The organism is Pseudomonas sp. S2_F03 (genome assembly GCF_054668335.1).
In genome coordinates, this window is sequence record NZ_CP162759.1 from 6,281,499 (window position 1) to 6,298,361 (window position 16,863).

At 57.8% G+C, this 16,863-nt stretch carries 12 protein-coding genes and 6 pseudogenes; 13 read left to right on the top strand and 5 right to left on the bottom strand.

The window, feature by feature from the left end; translation table 11 throughout:
• The first annotated feature begins 247 nt into the window (after nt 1–247).
• Nucleotides 248–1,401: pseudogene (locus AB4N76_RS29465) on the top strand (MFS transporter).
• Between the two features lie 160 nt (nt 1,402–1,561).
• Here AB4N76_RS29465 and AB4N76_RS29470 read toward each other — a convergent pair.
• Together AB4N76_RS29470 and AB4N76_RS29475 are read right to left on the bottom strand one after the other, a co-directional pair.
• Nucleotides 1,562–2,598: pseudogene (locus AB4N76_RS29470) on the bottom strand (alpha/beta hydrolase family protein).
• Between the two features lie 249 nt (nt 2,599–2,847).
• A pseudogene (locus AB4N76_RS29475) lies at nt 2,848–3,460 on the bottom strand (FMN-dependent NADH-azoreductase).
• Nucleotides 3,461–3,589: 129 nt separating this feature from the next.
• Between AB4N76_RS29475 and AB4N76_RS29480 the strand changes: the two are divergent.
• Both AB4N76_RS29480 and AB4N76_RS29485 read left to right on the top strand, forming a co-directional pair.
• Nucleotides 3,590–4,498, top strand: a pseudogene (locus tag AB4N76_RS29480) (LysR substrate-binding domain-containing protein).
• A complete protein-coding gene (locus AB4N76_RS29485) occupies nt 4,495–4,854 on the top strand; it encodes an MmcQ/YjbR family DNA-binding protein (protein WP_046033107.1) in 360 nt (119 codons plus the stop codon). The pseudogene AB4N76_RS29480 and the gene AB4N76_RS29485 overlap by 4 nt, the downstream one beginning before the upstream one ends.
• On the opposite strand, the gene AB4N76_RS29490 is transcribed toward AB4N76_RS29485, so the two are convergent.
• Together AB4N76_RS29490 and AB4N76_RS29495 are read right to left on the bottom strand one after the other, a co-directional pair.
• Nucleotides 4,851–5,282 (bottom strand): DUF1294 domain-containing protein, encoded by a 432-nt coding sequence (locus AB4N76_RS29490; RefSeq protein ID WP_460163921.1) that lies wholly within the window; start codon nt 5,280–5,282, stop codon nt 4,851–4,853. The genes AB4N76_RS29485 and AB4N76_RS29490 overlap by 4 nt on opposite strands.
• The gene (locus tag AB4N76_RS29495; protein ID WP_460163922.1) at nt 5,275–6,111 is read right to left on the bottom strand and encodes an undecaprenyl-diphosphate phosphatase; all 837 of its coding nucleotides are present in this window, start codon (nt 6,109–6,111) and stop codon (nt 5,275–5,277) included. Before AB4N76_RS29495 ends, AB4N76_RS29490 begins: the two co-directional genes overlap by 8 nt.
• 290 nt (nt 6,112–6,401) lie before the next feature.
• Here AB4N76_RS29495 and AB4N76_RS29500 point away from each other — a divergent pair, with 290 nt between their 5' ends.
• From AB4N76_RS29500 to AB4N76_RS29540, 9 genes and pseudogenes are all read left to right on the top strand, one after another.
• A complete protein-coding gene (locus AB4N76_RS29500) occupies nt 6,402–8,036 on the top strand; it encodes a methyl-accepting chemotaxis protein (protein WP_460163923.1) in 1,635 nt (544 codons plus the stop codon).
• A gap of 220 nt (nt 8,037–8,256) precedes the next feature.
• Complete coding sequence (gene pnuC, locus AB4N76_RS29505; protein ID WP_046033103.1) at nt 8,257–8,820, top strand: nicotinamide riboside transporter PnuC; 564 nt, start codon at nt 8,257–8,259, stop codon at nt 8,818–8,820.
• A complete protein-coding gene (locus AB4N76_RS29510; RefSeq protein ID WP_046033102.1) occupies nt 8,817–9,341 on the top strand; it encodes an AAA family ATPase in 525 nt (174 codons plus the stop codon). The genes pnuC and AB4N76_RS29510 overlap by 4 nt, the downstream gene beginning before the upstream one ends.
• A gap of 356 nt (nt 9,342–9,697) precedes the next feature.
• Nucleotides 9,698–10,147, top strand: a complete 450-nt coding sequence (locus AB4N76_RS29515) for a hypothetical protein (RefSeq protein ID WP_046033101.1) — start codon at nt 9,698–9,700, stop codon at nt 10,145–10,147.
• A 1-nt stretch (nt 10,148) separates the two neighbouring features.
• Nucleotides 10,149–10,728: pseudogene (locus tag AB4N76_RS29520) on the top strand (adhesin).
• 63 nt (nt 10,729–10,791) lie between these two features.
• A complete protein-coding gene (locus tag AB4N76_RS29525; RefSeq protein ID WP_460163924.1) occupies nt 10,792–11,811 on the top strand; it encodes a heme utilization protein in 1,020 nt (339 codons plus the stop codon).
• Nucleotides 11,812–11,875: 64 nt separating this feature from the next.
• Nucleotides 11,876–12,556: a C39 family peptidase gene (locus AB4N76_RS29530; protein WP_046033098.1), complete on the top strand. Its 681-nt coding sequence runs from the start codon at nt 11,876–11,878 to the stop codon at nt 12,554–12,556.
• 26 nt (nt 12,557–12,582) lie between these two features.
• Nucleotides 12,583–13,356, top strand: coding sequence for a hypothetical protein (locus tag AB4N76_RS29535; protein ID WP_460163925.1), 774 nt, complete (start codon nt 12,583–12,585; stop codon nt 13,354–13,356).
• 45 nt (nt 13,357–13,401) lie between these two features.
• Nucleotides 13,402–14,705 (top strand): annotated as a pseudogene (locus tag AB4N76_RS29540) (hypothetical protein).
• Nucleotides 14,706–14,774: 69 nt separating this feature from the next.
• On the opposite strand, the gene AB4N76_RS29545 reads toward AB4N76_RS29540, so the two are convergent.
• Nucleotides 14,775–16,100 carry a sigma-54 dependent transcriptional regulator gene (locus AB4N76_RS29545; protein WP_046033095.1) on the bottom strand — a complete coding sequence of 442 codons (1,326 nt, stop codon included), beginning with the start codon at nt 16,098–16,100 and terminating at the stop codon, nt 14,775–14,777.
• Between the two features lie 343 nt (nt 16,101–16,443).
• On the opposite strand from AB4N76_RS29545, the gene AB4N76_RS29550 reads away from it, so the two are divergent.
• A complete protein-coding gene (locus tag AB4N76_RS29550; RefSeq protein ID WP_046033094.1) occupies nt 16,444–16,710 on the top strand; it encodes a hypothetical protein in 267 nt (88 codons plus the stop codon).
• The last annotated feature ends 153 nt before the right edge of the window (nt 16,711–16,863 follow it).

Sequence of the window (16,863 nt, forward strand, 5' to 3'; positions counted from 1 at the left end):
TTCTGGTGCTGAAACTTTCAGCGAGTAAGCCCGCTCCCACATTTGTCCGCATTCTTAAAGGGAGAACCCGGTCAAATGTGGGAGCGGGCTTGCTCGCGAAGGGGCCCGAAAAGACAAGTAAAAAAAGCCAGGCAAAATAGTTAGCCTGCTTCCTTTTATTCGCAGCCCACGCCATGATGCAGCTCTCCCACCGCCGCCCGCGAACGAGCCCCCATGTCTCGCGCAGCAACAACCCCCGCAAAGCTCCCTGGCGATCACCCTGCAGATCGTCTCCATCGTTTTTTATACCTTTATTGCCTTCCTCTGCATCGGCCTGCCGATTGCGGTGTTGCCGGGCTATGTTCATGAACAACTGGGTTTCAGCGCGATCATCGCGGGGCTGACCATTGGCTCGCAATACCTGGCCACCCTGCTCAGCCGGCCGATGGCTGGGCGAATGTCGGACAGCATTGGCACCAAGCGGGCGATTGTCTATGGGTTGTCGGGGATTGTGCTGAGCGGCGTGTTGACGCTGATTTCGACGTTGCTGCAGAGCATGCCGCTGGTGAGTCTGTTGATCCTGATCGCCGGTCGCTTGCTGCTTGGGATCGCCCAGGGCCTGATCGGTGTCGGCACCATCAGTTGGTGCATGGGCCAGGTCAGGCGGAGCACACCGCCCGCTCCATCTCCTGGAACGGCATCGCCTCCTACGGTGCCATCGCCATCGGCGCGCCGTTGGGGGTGGTGATGGTCGCCGAGTATGGTTTCGCCAGTTTGGGGATCGCGCTGTCGCTGTTGGCGCTCGCTGCGCTGCTGCTGATCCGCAACAAACCGTCGGTGCCGGTGATTCGTGGCGAGCGGCTGCCCTTTTGGGCGGTGTTCGGGCGCATCGCACCGTTTGGTGCGAGCCTGAGTCTGGCGTCCATCGGTTATGGCACGCTGACCACCTTTATTACCCTGTATTACGTCAGCCGTGGTTGGGCCGGTGCTGCGTATTGCCTCACCGTGTTCGGTGTCTGCTTTATTTTGGCGCGGCTGTTGTTCATCTCCAGCATCAGCCGTTTCGGCGGATTCACCTCGGCCATTGCCTGCATGAGCATTGAAACCGTGGGCCTGGTGCTGCTGTGGCTGGCGCCTTCGACGGGCTATGCGCTGATCGGCGCGGGCCTGACCGGTTTTGGCTTGTCGCTGGTCTATCCGGCGCTGGGGGTTGAAGCGATCAAACAGGTGCCCAACTCCAGTCGCGGCGCGGGTTTGAGTGCTTATGCGGTGTTTTTTGATCTGGCACTGGCCATCGCCGGGCCATTGATGGGCGCGGTGGCGTTGAACCTGGGGTATACGTGGATATTCTTTAGCGCGGCGTTGTTGTCGGTAACCGGGTTGGGTCTAACGCTGCTACTCAAACGCCGCGCAATGGCCTAGCCAACACTCAATCCTGTAGCAGCTGGCGAAGCCTGCGTCCGGCTGCGTAGCAGTCGCAAACCCTGACAACGCGGTCTACCTGAAACACCTTAGCGGCTGATTTTACGACTGCTACGCAGCCGGACGCAGGCTTCGCCAGCTGCTACAGGGGTTGCGGTGTTCACTGATCCGCGGTTTGCAGACCTGCGCGGGTTGCGATGCCCAGGGTGCGGGAGAAGAATCGCCCGGCTTCGGAAATCATGTCGCGATGGATGCCTTCGCGGTCGACCCCATCGGCGTCGGTACACAGTGCTGGCATGGCAATGATCTGCTCTTCGTTGCACGGGGCCATGAACACGAAATGCCCCGCGCCGGCCAACAACTTGAAGTCGGGGGCAATCGGCAACTTGCGCGCAAGCGCCGCTGCGTTCTTGTCGAACGCGACCAGTTTGTCGCCGTCGCCGCTGTAAAGCAGCACCGGCACATGCACATCGGCCAGGGTGTGACGGCCGAACTTCAAGCTCAGCGGCGCCATCAATAGCAACGCATGCACGCGCGGGTCGGCCACGGGTTGAAGGTCATCGCGGTCGACGATCAATTCGCCCTGGGTGTTGCAGGCATCGCGGTCGTCCGGGCGCTCCTGGCAATAACGGCGCAGTCGATCCAGGTCAGGCGTGGCGCCGGACAGGATCAATGCCGTCTCACCGCCCGCCGAATAGCCAATCACCCCGACCTGATTGGCATTGACGAATGGCGCGAGCATGCGATCACCCAAGGTAGCGGTGATGGCTTCGGAAATCTGGATGGGTCGGCCGTAAAGGTTACTCAGCGTACCGAGGCGGCTGTGGTCTTTGGAGTTGTCGCCAGGATGGATCACCGCGACCACCACAAAACCTTGCGCGCCAACGAGGTGGCGAGGTCGTGCAGGGCCAGCGGGGTTCCGGTGTTGCCGTGGGACAGCATCAGCATCGGGAAGCGCCCGATGGCAACAGCGCTGTCTTCGCCGGCTTCGACGGTGTAACCCTCGATTTTACTGGTGTGCTCCCTGTCACTGGAGGGATAGAACGCGATGGCGTGCATCGGTTGCAAATCGAGGGGGTCGAGAAAACTCATCTCATGGAAGCCGACGCTCCAGTGAGGATGTGGCGCAGGCGCGGCGTGCACTGAATTCAGGCTGCTGAGCAGGCAAAACAGTAACGTTGCACAAAGACGCACCATAAGGATGCCCCACCATTTTGTTACTTGACCGGAAAGCCCGTTCTCCTCGGATCATCGAGGCAGCGGCCTTGTACCAGCATTTGCGGCCAACAAGGTCATTGCAGAACGGGAACGTTAACCCGTTATTGCATAACCTGGGCCACAACCTGAAACGGCCAGAAACAAAAAACTCCGTATCTGGCACTTGCGCGACCAGAATACAGAGTTTTTTGGGGTATTGCCTGAGCAGTTTGCTGCCTTTACGCAAGCTTACGCGGCGGCGAACAATTGCTCGCTGATTTGCGCTTGAGCATCGCTCATGGCTTTGGTGCGAACTTCGTCACCGTAGGCCAGGCCGTGGGCGCGGACAAACTCGATGTCGGTGATGCCGATGAAGCCGAACAGCACTTTCAAGTACTCTTCGTGAGCCACACCCGTGGCCTGACCGGCATGCATGCCACCGGAAGTGGAAACGATCACGACTCTTCTTGCCACCGCACAGGCCTTCAGGGCCGGCTTCGGTGTAACGGAAGGTCTGACCGGCAACGGCGATGCGATCGATCCAGGCCTTGAGTTGGGTCGGAACGGTGAAGTTGTACATCGGCGCGGCGATCACGACGGCATCTGCGGCGAGGAATTCGGCCAGGGTCTTGGCGCTCAGCTCGGCTTCGTGCTGTTGCGCGGCGTTGCGCAGTTCAGCGGTAGTACCGGCGGCGACCAGGGTCGTGGCGGAGAAATGGCTGATGGCATCGGCGGCCAGGTCGCGGTAGGTGACCACGGCGTTGGGCTCTGCAGTTTGCCAGGCTTTAACGACTTCGCTGCTCAGCAGACGGGAAGCCGAGTTGTCACCAAGAATGCTTGAATCGATATGCAACAGTTTCATGTGGGATCTCCAGGTGAGGATCGCCACGGGGCGATCTGATGGAGAGAATCCTACAGGCGAAACCAATAGCTGATTAGACTGCAACAATGCGATAGTTCGTCCCACTGATAGAACAGTCGAGCAACTGTCATGCAAGACCTCAATGATCTCTACTATTTTGCCAAGGTGGTTGAAGCCGGCGGCTTCGCGGCGGCAGGTCGCGTGCTCGGGATTCCCAAATCCCGCTTGTCGCGCCGGATTGCCGAGCTGGAAGAACGCCTGGGCGCGCGCCTGCTGCAACGCACCACTCGGCAACTCAAGCTGACGGCGGTGGGCGAGCGTTACTTGCGCCACTGTCAGGCGATGCTGCTGGAAGCCGAAATGGCCGATGAAGCGGTCGCCAGCATGTCCAGCGAACCGCGCGGGCGGTTGCGGGTGTCCTGTCCCGTCGGCCTGGCGCATGAAATGCTGCCGACGGTCATTGCCCGATTTCTGGACAAATACCCGCAGGTACAACTGGAAGTCATGCTGCTCAATCGCCGGGTCGACCTGGTGACTGAAGGCGTCGATGTCGCCTTGCGCGTGCGTGAACTGGGCGACGAAGATCCGTTGCTGGTGACCCGTCGCCTGCGCCAGGCACAAATGGCCATGGTCGCCACCCCGGATTTTTTGCACGGACGTGAAATCAACCAGCCCGAAGACCTCAGAAACCTGCCGGTGCTGGGCGCCCTCGAAGCCGACCGCATGGTGCATATCCGCCTGCTCGATCTCCAGGGAAAAAGCGTCGAGCTGAGCCTGGAAGCGCGATTGGGTATCGATGACTTCATAGTGCGCAAGGCCTGCACCCTCGCCGGCCAGGGCTTTACCCTGCTGCCCATGATGTATTGCGAGCAAGAGCTGGAAGCCGGTTCGCTAGTCCAATTGCTGCCCGACTGGTCATCGCCTGGCGGCTGGCTACAAGCGGTCTACCCTCATCGGCGCGGGTGATGCCGGCGGTTCGCGCCTGGCTCGACCATTTGATCGAATCATTCAACAGCCTGTGGGGACCGACTGATATGAAGGCTGGACGTATGAGCGAAGAGGATGTCGCGCAGTTCTGTCTCGCGCTGCCGGGTGCGCGGGAAGACTATAAATGGGGTGGTGTGCGGGTGTTTTCGATTGCCGGAAACAAAATGTTCGCGTTGCAGAACCTGCGCGGCGACTCCCTGGCCTTCAAGGTCGACAAGGACCTGTTCCTGGGGCATTGCGACCGACCGGGCATCCACCCGGCTCCCTATCTGGCGAGAGCCCAGTGGATCATCATGCAAACACCCTACCCGCTGGGCGCCGAAGAGCTGCAGGGCTTGTTGCAACGTTCCCACCAACTGGTGGTGAGCAAGTTGCCCAAGCGTACCCAGGTTGGATTGCTGCTTTAAAACAGTGCCAACAGGTGGGCGCCGAGGAACAGCTGATCGATCCAGAACACCTGATGCAACAGCACAATCAGCCAGAACAACAGCTGAAACGAGACTTTGCGAGTCTTGTGCCGGAACACTTGCTGAGCCAGCAACGCGCCAGGCCAGCCGCCGGCCAGTTCGACCGCATGCAAGACGTTTTCCGGCGTGCGCCAGGTATCGGCGCGGGCCTTGCGCTTGTCACTCCAGTACAGGAAAAACGCCAGCACACTGACGCCCCCATACGCCGCCAGCGGAATCAATGACACCCCGCGCAGCCAGAGCAAAACCGACCCTGCCAACGGCAACGCGCACAGCGCTGCAAAAACCAGCAGCTGGAGTCGTAGATGCTGAATGTGCTCGCCCCCGGACCTGCGCCCGGGGTTGTGGCGCGTGCCGGCGTCACTCATGCGGCTTGGCCGCGGACCAGTCGACCCAACCAAATTGCCAAGTGGCCAGAATGATCAGGCCGAACACGATGCGATACCAGGCGAACGCCGCGTAGCTGTGGCTGGCGATGAACTTGAGCAAGCCACGGACCGCGATCATGGCGAAGATGAACGCCGTGACGAAACCAATCGCGAACACCGGGAAATCCGCAGGCACGAACAGGTGACGGTATTTGAAGCCCGAGTACACCGCCGCAGCGACCATGGTCGGCATCGCCAGGAAAAACGAGAACTCGGTAGCGGTCTTGCGCGACAGGCCAAACAGCAACCCGCCGATGATGGTCGACCCGGAACGCGATGTACCTGGAATCATTGCCAGGCACTGAGCGAAACCGACTTTCAACGCATCTTGCCAAGTAATCTCGTCAACGGTTTCGGCGTGCACTTCGTGTTGGCGCTTCTCGGCCCACAACATGATGATCCCGCCCACAACCAGCGCGGTGGCGACAGTAATCGGGTTGAACAGGTAGTGGTGAATCAAGTCGGAGAAAATCACCCCCAACACCACGGCTGGCATGAATGCGATCAGCAGATTGGCCGTGAATCGACGAGCGCTCGGTTGGGTCGGCAACCCCGTGACCACATCGAGAATCTTGCGGCGAAATTCCCACACCACCGCCAGGATCGCGCCCAATTGAATAATGATGTTGAACGCGATAGCGCGTTCACCACCGAAGTCGAGCAAGTCGGCCACGATGATTTGGTGCCCGGTACTGGAAATGGGCAGAAACTCCGTCAGCCCTTCTACTACGCCAAGTATCAATGCCTGAAAGGCGGTCCAAAGATCCATCAATCCCCCAAGAAGCGATGCCCCCAGGCATGCCCCGTTAGTTTTTTAAAACGTTCATTGCGCTGAGCGTAGTTGAAGTTCCGCGCGCACAGGATCCAGACGAAACCGTAAAAATTCCGTGAAAAGCTGCAAGGATTCAGGTTTTTCCGCGCGGGGCCGAAATCCTATCAGACATGCCTTTATAACGCTGCCGCGGAATAGGACTTGGGTCGCATATGCCCGACCGGCAAAGCGTGGTTGGATGCTGGCAATCGTTTATTACAAGAAAAAGAAATCGGAGTGACAGCGTTATGAACAGCTTACGCAGTGTGTCGATCAGCCGGCGCTTGTGGCTCATCTTGATCGTGTCGGTGGTGATGCTACTGACATTGGGCATGCTGATGCTCAAGCAGATTCACGACGACCTTTATCAGGCCAAGGCCCAGAAAACCCAGCACGTCGTGCAGACCGCCAGCGGCATTCTGAATTACTACCATGACCTGGAGACTGCGGGCACCCTCACCCGTGAGGCCGCCCAAAAGCAGGCGCTGACGGCGGTTCGCGGGTTGCGCTATGACCAGAATGACTACTTCTGGATCAACGACCTGACGCCGGTGATGATCATGCACCCGGCCAATCCCAAACTCGACGGTCAGAACCTGTCGGCCATTCGTGACCCGGACGGATTCGCGGTGTTTAACGAAATGGTCGCCGTGGCCAAAGCTAAGGGCGCCGGCGTGGTCAATTACCGCTGGCCGAAACCAGGCGCCAGTGCTCCGGTAGAAAAAACCTCCTACGTCAAACTCTTCGAACCCTGGGGCTGGGTGATTGGGTCGGGCGTGTACATCGATGACATGCAGGCGGAGTTTTATGGCCAGGTCTGGAAGGCGACGTCCCTCGGCGTGGTGATTGCCCTGGTGATGGCCCTGCTGGTCATGCTGATTGCGCGCAGTATCGTGCGTCCGCTCCAGGAAACGGTGAATGCCATGGCCAATATCGCCAGCGGGGAAAGTGACCTGACCCGCAGCCTAGAAACCCATGGCAACGACGAGGTGGCGCAATTGGCGCGACACTTCAATGCCTTTACCAGCAAGTTGCGCCAGGTCATTACCCAATTGCAGGTGTCCGCCAGTGACCTGGGGCAATCGTCCAGTGACTTGGGCAATGACGCCACCCAGGCCCAGCAGCGCAGTCAGCAGCAATCACAGCAAATGGAGCTGGTGGCCACAGCGATCAACGAAGTGACCTACGGCGTACAGGATGTGGCCAAGAACGCCGAGCATGCGGCCAGCGAGATGCGCGATGCCGAGTCTCAGGCGCAGCAGGGACAGATCAACATTGACGGAAGCTTGCAGCAGATCGACAAACTGTCCGGCACCATCGATCAAGCCGTGGAAGTGATTCGTACCCTGGCCACAGAAAGCACGCAGATCGGCAGCGTCCTGGAGGTGATCCGTTCCATCGCCGAACAAACCAACCTGCTCGCCCTCAACGCTGCCATCGAGGCTGCGCGGGCCGGTGAACAGGGGCGTGGTTTTGCGGTGGCGGCCGATGAAGTGCGCCTGTTGGCCCAGCGCACGCAGAAGTCGACAGCGGAGATCCAGTCGATGATCGAGCGCCTGCAAAACCACTCGGAAGCGGCGGTCAAGGTTATCGGCGACAGTAGCCGGGCATCGCAACTGACCATTGAACAGGCCGGGCTGGCCGGTGCGAGTTTAACGGCAATCGGCCAGGCATTACGTAACCTCAACGGGTTGAACGCATCGATCGCCAGTGCGACGTTGCAGCAAGCCCATGTGGTGGAAGACATCAATCAGAACGTGACCCAGGCTGCACAGTTGTCCCACAGCACCGCGCTGGCGGCGCAACAATCGAGCGTGGCCAGTGTGCGATTGAAAGACCTGAGCGAACAGTTGAACGGGTTGCTCAAGCAATTTCGCGTGTAACCCCCCTGTAGCAGCTATCGAGCAGCGCGAGGCTGCGGGCGGCTGCGGGCGGCTGCGGGCGGTGACGAAGTCGTCGTAAACCTGCGAACGCGGCTGTCCTGACACGTCGTGGGGCCCCGGACGCAGCCTCGCGCTGCTCGACAGCTGCTACAGCGCTGGTTCTACTTGGCGGCGGGTGCCGGTACAATCCGCCCCCACTTCGCTTTCCCAAGGAACCTCCATGTCCGGGCTTGAACTGTTTGCCGCTGCCCTCGGTGTAATCGCCGTCTGGCTGACCGTCAAACAGAACCCCTGGTGCTGGCCGATCGGTCTGGTCATGGTGCTGCTTTATAGCTGGATCTTTTTTGAGGTAAAGCTGTATTCGGACATGCTCCTGCAAGTGATCTACGCCGCGCTGCAACTCTATGGCTGGTGGCAATGGACCCGCGCAGGCGAGGCGAAAACTGGTCGGCAGGTCAGTCGCCTCGATGGCAAGTCGGTAGCCCTTGGCCTTGCGGTCGGCGCGCTGGGCAGTGCGCTGTTGGGCGCCGCCATGGCGCACTGGACCGATGCCGCCCAGCCTTGGCTCGACGCCGCACTGACCGGCTTCAGTCTGGTTGCACAGATGTGGATGGCGCAAAAACGCGTGCAATGCTGGCCACTGTGGATTGCCGTCGATGTGGTTTTCGTCGGGCTGTTTATCTACAAAGGCATGTACATCACCTGTGCCCTCTATGCACTGTTCCTGCTGCTGGCAGTGCAAGGCTGGCGTGAATGGCGGGCCGACCCGGCGCTACGCACATGAAGGTGCTGGTGCTGACGGGGCCCGAATCCAGCGGCAAGAGCTGGCTGGCGGCCGAGTTACAAGGTCATTTTGGCGGCGTGCGAGTCGATGAATTCGTGCGTTGGTTCATCGAACAAAATCCCCGCGACACCTGCCTGGGCGATATTGCTGAGATCGCCCGTGGCCAGTTGCAATGGGAAGATGAAGCACGTTCCCGACAGCCTCGACTTTTAATTCTCGACACCCATTTGCTGAGCAATATCCTGTGGAGCAACACCTTGTTTGGCGACTGCCCTGCATGGCTTGAGCCCGCGTTGCTGGCCCGCCATTACGATCTGCACCTGCTGCTGTCACCGGAGCAGGTCGAGTGGACGGACGACGGCCAGCGTTGTCAGCCCGAACTGAGTGAGCGCCTGGCATTTTTCACGTCGACCCAGACCTGGCTCGAACAACACTGCCAGCCGTTTCAGATTATTCAGGGAAGCTGGACACAACGGCGGTTTCAGGCGATTGAAGCGGTGAGCCACCTGCTGGATTGCTGAGCCTTCATTGGGGTGATTTCCCCAGTGATTCCCCCTGTTTTGGGGAAAAGGTGTCCACTCCTGAAACACTCATCTGCCCGCAAACAGGCTGTTTCAGCGCTCTTCATCATCTTGTCATGGTGCTTGTTAAACCGTTGAAACACATCAGCGCAAACCCCCGTGCTAGAGCTTTGCGTCGGGATTAGTCAGTAAAACCTCGCCCTGGCTGTCTCACGCATGAAACAGCAAACGTATCGCTCACTTCTCAAAAACGACTAACTCATTGAATTAAAACAACAATTAAAAAGCGGCACAGCTTTCGCTCTCTCCTTCCCAACGCTGACTAGGGCCAGCCCACAAAAGAAGGAATTGCTGCCGTGGGGACATTCAATAAAGGCATTTCATACCTGTTGCTGATCGGATGTGCCGCCAGTTCGGTACTCAGCCTGAACGCTCAGGCCGATGGCAATGGCGTCATTACTCTCAAGCGCGATGTCCAGCCTATCCCCATTGGCCGTAACGGCGGCAAAGACCCCTATCCAACCACGGTCAATGCCAACCCTTCGGAACGCATCAATACAACCATGACCAACACTGAGTTGAGCGACGGTGAGTTCGCCAGCGTGGCCAGTGGTTCATCCATTCGCGGCAACATCAATCCAACCACGAACAGCATGCCTGGCCTTAACGTCGTCACCAACCCCAACGGCATGCCTGGTATGAGCGCCGGTCACGGTGGTGGCAGTGGTGCCGCGATTTCCGGAACCATCAATCGGGCAATGAGCTCCGGCCTGGCCCCACTGACCAGAATGGCCGGAGGTCAATGACATGAATCGCAGCCTCATTTTCCTCGCCCTGTTCGCCAGCGCAAGCGCCATGGCCGACTCCGGCGTCGCCAGCATGAACAACGCCAACATCCAGGATTCCGGCGTCCAGTACAAAGGCAACTTCAACGTCAACCAGGCGGCCGGGGATCAGTTGCAACAAACCAACACCCGGGCTATCGCCATCGGCACCAATGCCGGCGCGTCCACCCACATCAACCAGAAAATCGATACCCCCCGCCAACCCTTCGATGAACGCTACATCCACGATCGGTGGCACCTCTTTCAGTAATGGCAACGGTGTACTGGGCGTTAACCAGAGCGCCGGGGCCAACAACCAAATGGCCAACGCAATGCGCGTCAGCATCAGTGCTGCACCGCAGAGCGTCGACGATAGCGCCCTGTCCCAGCAGAACGTGGCGTTGTTACCAAACTCAGGAGCAACTGGACCCCAAACCGGCAGTCGCCAGGTCGTTACCAGCGACCAGGCCTTCACCGGCAGCCGGGGGATTATCCAGGTGAACCAGAGTGCTGGGGTGGGGAACCGAATGGCTAACACCCTCAGCATCCGGGTCGCTGACTGACCCAAACGCAGTGCGATTAGAAAGTACCAACACTTAACCAACTAATAAGCACGGAGAAACACCATGAAACCTACAATGGCCTTAAAACCACTGGTTTTCGCTCTCGCAGCAGTGATGGCAATCGCAGCACAAGCAGGCGGTCGTGATGATGATCACGGTCATGGCAACGGTCACGGCAACGGGCATAACAACCATCAGCCTAAGCACCCTACTTTTGAAGAAATGCTTTCAATCTCTGCCGGTGCCGGCGCCACTGTGATGGACCAACAGGACAGCAGTGACAACGGGGTATTGAACCAAGGCACCAAAAACGACGCTAGAGCTGACAGCTCGTTGAATAACTCCAACGGCAACATGGGCGCCAACGTTGCAGCCGGTGACGGCAACCAACAAGACAACGCCGCCGCTTTGGCCACTGCTGACGAAAGCTTTATCTTCGGCTCCGCAGTCGCTATTTCCAGCGCGACTCAAAACAACACCGGCAACACCGTTCTCAACTACTCTAATACCAACAACGCAAACCTGAACAACGCAGGCAACAGTGGTTCCGGCAACATCGGCATCAACGTAACCGCCGGCGATTTCAACCAACAGAAAAACAACCTGGCCATTGCTGTATCCGGCGGTCGTGTAGCCGCAGCAGCCGCTGAAGCTAACCAACCCTCCAGTGGTCTTTCCGTGTCTAACTATGGCACTCAGACCTACAAGAAAGACGAGCTCAAAGGCACCTTCCATGCTGCTGGCGGGTTTGTAGCAGCAGGCAAAGCAGTGTCTAAACCTGCTGATGATGATCATGATCATGGCCATGGTAATGACAACAGAGGGGGCGGTCATGGTGGCGGTCACGACGATGGCACAGTCAAATCTGACTTCGTTGCAGTCGGCGTATTCGGCCTGGCCGGTGTTACCACTCAACAAGTGCTGACCCCAGACGGCTGGAAAAACCCTGTGACCAACAATGCTGCAATGACCAACTCGATGAACAACTTCTCCGGTAATGGCGGAGCCAACGTATCGGCCGGTAACGGCAACCAACAAAGCAACTCGCTGTCCATCGCCGCAGGTTGCAAAGCCTGCCTGTAATCGCGATCGCAATGAAAGCCCCGGAAACGGGGCTTTTCCACAGTCCGCAAAGGCGTAATCGATCATGCGCAAGACTGCCCTTTTCGCCCTACTCTGCCTGTCTGGCCTGACTCAGGCCGCACAGATGCCAGTGGCCGCCCTGCCTGGTGGCGTGCTGGTCTATAAGCAGGTACAGAGTTTGCGTGAGCGCAAGTTTGCCGACATCGTCGAACAGAAAACCGATTTCAGCTGCGGCGCCGCCGCACTGGCCACGGTGTTACGCCAGGCTTATTGGCTCGACGTCGATGAGGAGCACATCATCAAAGGCATGCTGGTCAACGCTGACCAGAACCTTGTTCGTACTCAAGGTTTCTCCATGCTGGACATGAAGCGCTACATAGAAAGCATCGGCATGCGCGCCAGAGGCTACAAGATCCCACCTGAAAAGCTCGATGCAGTAACGATTCCGGTGGTGGTACTGATGGAAATTCGCGGATACAAGCATTTCGTGGTGATGCAGCGTGCGGACAAGCAATGGGTCTACATCGGCGACCCGGTACTCGGACACAAACGCTACTCCCATGATGACTTTGTCAAAGGTTGGAACGGCATAGTCTTCGCTATCGTAGGTCCCGGTTACGACAAAACAAATGCATTACGCAGTCCACCGGTACCGCTGACAGCCAAGAACAAGCTGGATACCTTCAACCCTGTCAGAGATGCTGAGTTGATGGATTTTGGTTTCATACAGAGCGACTTCTTCTAATCGCCAAATGATGATATTGGAGCAGGATGCTCCGGGAGCAGCAGATGAAAACCTCATACTGGCTGGCCGCTGTTTGTCTGGCAGCGAGCGCATCAGGCTATGCCAATGGATTCAAGCCCATCGAAATAAAGGATCAGGAACTCGCCCAGTTGCGCGGTCGTTATGTGATGCCGGGCCGTATTATCAGCTTCGGCGTTGTAATGAGCAGTACCTGGCGCAATGCCAGTGGTGACGTCATCGGGGCGGCGACGTCCATGCAGATCCAGGCAGCAACGATCAAACCCGAATTCTATGTATCAACCATCAAACAATCAGGTAATTCCGGTCCTGGTGGTACACCTGAACAAGGCACCGGCAATGTAGTCGGCGGCGCGGGACTCGCCACCAGCCAGGGCATTACCCAAAGCGTGCGTGCAGCTGGCGATAGCAACACCGCTTACAACAACGTTTCGATCGATGTGAAGGAAGCTAACCAGGCACCGGCGCTTGTACCGGGGCAGGGCCAGGCTTTGCTGGCCGGGCAAACGATCAGCGGCAGCAACGCCGCCGGTAGCGTGGCAGTGACTGCCACTGGGGGTGGCGTTCAAATGGCCATCACTGCCAACAACAATCAAGGCAACGCTTTGCAGCAAGTGGCCCAGGGAGGATTACTACAAAACACCCGGCTGCTGGGCAACAGCAACCTGGTCAACAACCTTACCCAACTCAACGTAGTACTCAATAATAATGGCCCGAGTGCTGGCGCATTGGACTGCAACCTGACCCAACTTAACGCCCTCCGTACCTTGGGGGGATATTGAACTACGCTCAGTCTCGATCATTGGGTTTAAAGGGACGGCTTATTCATGTATCGATCAGTATCACTGCGTGCAGTAGTTTGTCTGAGTGCTCTATTTCCGGCCGCCATGCTTCAAGCGGCACCCAACGCGGACGTAGAGGCCCTGAAGCAGGAACTTCTGGAGTTAAAGCAACGATACGAAGTACAACAAAAAGCCCTGGCGGTACTCGAACAACGGGTTCGCCAGGTAGAGGATCAACCCGCAGCTCCCCACCGAAACGTCTGGCCAAGTCGCCAGCCGACATGAGAGGGAACGCGGTGGCCGCAGGGACCGGCGCAGCAGCGGCATCGGGGGGTGCAGCCGGGGGCAGCGGCAGTTCTTATGGCCAGTCGCTGGCCGACGATTCACAACCGGCACAGAGTGTGTCCAACCTGTATGACGAAGCCAGCGGGTTCTTTGGCGGCGGCAAATTCAGCGTCGAGACCGGGATCACTTACTCCCGATACGACACCCGCCAGCTGATCCTCAACGGTTTCCTGGCACTGGACTCGATCTTCCTGGGCAACATCAACCTCGACCGGATCAAGGCCGATACCTGGACACTCGATCTCACCGGTCGCTACAACTACAACAACCGCTGGCAGTTCGACCTGAACGTGCCGGTGATTTACCGCGAGTCGACTTACCAGTCCGGCGGCGGCAACCAGGGCGCGGCCAACGTTACAACCGAAGACACTGTCACCAGAGACCCGACGATTGGCGACGTGAACTTCGGGATTGCCTACAAGTTCTTGGACGAATCGGTGAATACCCCGGATGCCGTTGTCACCTTGCGGGTCAAGGCGCCGACAGGCAAGGACCCGTTCGGGATCAAGCTGCGTCAGACCGATGCCAACACCAACCTGTTCGTGCCTGACACCCTGCCAACCGGCAACGGCGTCTGGTCGGTCACCCCGGGTATTTCGCTGGTCAAAACCTTCGATCCGGCGGTGTTGTTCGGCAGCTTGTCTTACACCCACAACTTCGAAGAGTCCTTCGACGACATCAGCGCTACCGTCAACCAGAAAACGCCAGGCAAAGTACAAATCGGCGACAGCTTCCAGATCGGCGCCGGTATTGCGTTCGCGCTGAACGAAAAGATGAGTATGTCGTTCTCGGTGTCTGACCTGGTGCAACGCAGAAGCAAGCTGAAACAGGATGGGGGTGACTGGGAATCCGTGGTCGCCAGCGATGCCAACGCCGGTTATTTCAACATCGGCATGACCATTGCGGCTACCGACAACCTGACCATCGTACCCAACCTGTCCATGGGCATGACGGACGATGCCCCGGACTTCCAGTTCAGCCTGAAATTCCCTTACTACTTCTAACTGTTTCAAGCCCAAGGAAAAGGCCCGCTGCGACGTCAATCGCAGCGGGCCTTTTCGTTTCACCGCGCCCTAGCGGATCTGGTGCTTGTGCAGCAATCGGTAGAAAGTCGGTCTGGAAACGCCCAGGACCCTGGCGGCAACGCTCAGGTTGTCACTGTGCCGATTGAGTACATCGCACAGTGCCTGGCGCTCGGCACGGGTCTTGTAGTCTTCGAGGGTGCCCATGGGGGTGGCAAAGGCTTGCTGGCTGATCAACCCCAAGTCTCGCGCTTCGATCTGCCGCCCCTCGGCGAGTACCAACCCGCGGCGCACCCGATTGGCCAGTTCACGGACATTGCCCGGCCAATCATGTTTGCCCATGGCAATCAGTGCGTCTTCGCTGAAACTGCGAGGCCGTCGGCCGGTTTCGTGGCTGTAGAAATGGGAAAAGTGGTTGGCCAGCATCGACAGGTCGCCGTGACGTTCACGCAGAGGTGCCGTCACCACTTGCAGGACGTTCAGGCGGTAATATAAATCTTCACGAAAACGCTTCTTCTCAATGGCGGCCTCAAGGTCGACGTGCGTCGCCGCCAAAACCCGCACATCCACCGGAATCGGCTGACTCCCACCTACGCGTTCGATGTGTTTTTCCTGTAGGAAACGCAACAGATTGGCTTGCAGTTCCAGCGGTAAATCGCCGATTTCATCAAGGAATAACGTGCCGCCGTTCGCGGCTTCTATCCGCCCGACCTTGCGCTGGTGAGCGCCGGTGAAGGCGCCTTTTTCATGGCCAAACAACTCGGACTGGATCAAATGTTCTGGAATCGCACCGCAGTTGATCGCCACAAAGGGTTTGCTGTGACGCTGGGACTGTCGGTGCAGCGTGCGCGCGACCAACTCCTTGCCCGTGCCGCTTTCACCGCGGATCAAAACCGGTGATTCGGTCGGCGCCAATTTGCTCAGCAACTTGCGAAGTTCGCGAATCGGTTTGCTGTCGCCCAGTAGTTCGTGTTCTGGCTGATCGATGTGAATCGTGCCCTGCCCACGCAGGCGCGCCATGCCGAATGCCCGCCCCAGCGTGACCTGAACCCGAGAGACGTCAAAGGGCAAAGTATGGAAGTCGAAAAACCATTCGCACACGAAGTCCCCGACATTCTGCAAGCGCAGGACTTCCTGGTTAAGGACCGCAATCCACTCGGTGCCGCTGCGGCTGATCAGTTCTTTGACGGCTTCGGGACGTTCCAGATGAAAGGGCTGTAATCGCAACAGGCCGACGTCGCAGGTTCTATCGGCGGCGTTCTCCAGGGAACAGCTATCAACATCCCACCCCACCGAGCGCAAACCCGGTAACAGACGATGGCAGTCGTCACAGGGGTCTACTACTAACAGACGTCGTAACGCAGGCGCTTCGATCATGACTGTTCCTTGGCGCCAAATTTTAGGAAATATTAGTAAAAACAGTCATTTGGCGGACTTGGCTGTAACATTAGCAAGAATTTGACACACCCTTGTATCGATTGACTATAGAGAGGCTGCTTAAACAGTTATAAGAACGACTTGGTTAGTGACCTAACGAGTTGAACCTTTCATTCAGCTTTCAAATCAATACCCCTGCATTGAGTATATGAAAGAAAGTTGAAATTTCTTTTGTTTGTGTGTGACCTGACCCCATGTTGGGGGCATCAGTACAAGTAACCAGCCGAACGGTAAGCCCAACCGACGGCAGATCACTTGATTGGGCACACAGAGAGAAAATCCTATGACCGCCCCGCTCCGTATCAACGAAGCTCTTTTGATTGCCGACCGCGCTTTTAAACCTTTCCAATGCGTGGCCTGGGCCCCACAAGACGGCAATGGTGAGCTCAGCATCACCATCATCGACCGCACCAACACCCACATTAGCCGCGCCCAAATCCCTAGCAGCGAGTATTCCGACCCTGCGCAACTCGAACACCTGCTGCAGCAGGCCCGCGCCGAGTTGAGCGAGAAAGGTTATCAGCTGCAATCATGGTCCATGCCGCACTAAGGGTCTCTGCGGACTACTTCAACGTAGTCCGCCCCCTGCCTTCTTTTAGTTGGCTGTTTTAACAGTTACAGCGCATCCAACACTCTAACTTTTTCGCCTCGAATTACTTGGCGCACTTGTCTTTGGTTCGAAAAGACACTGTTCTGGCACAGT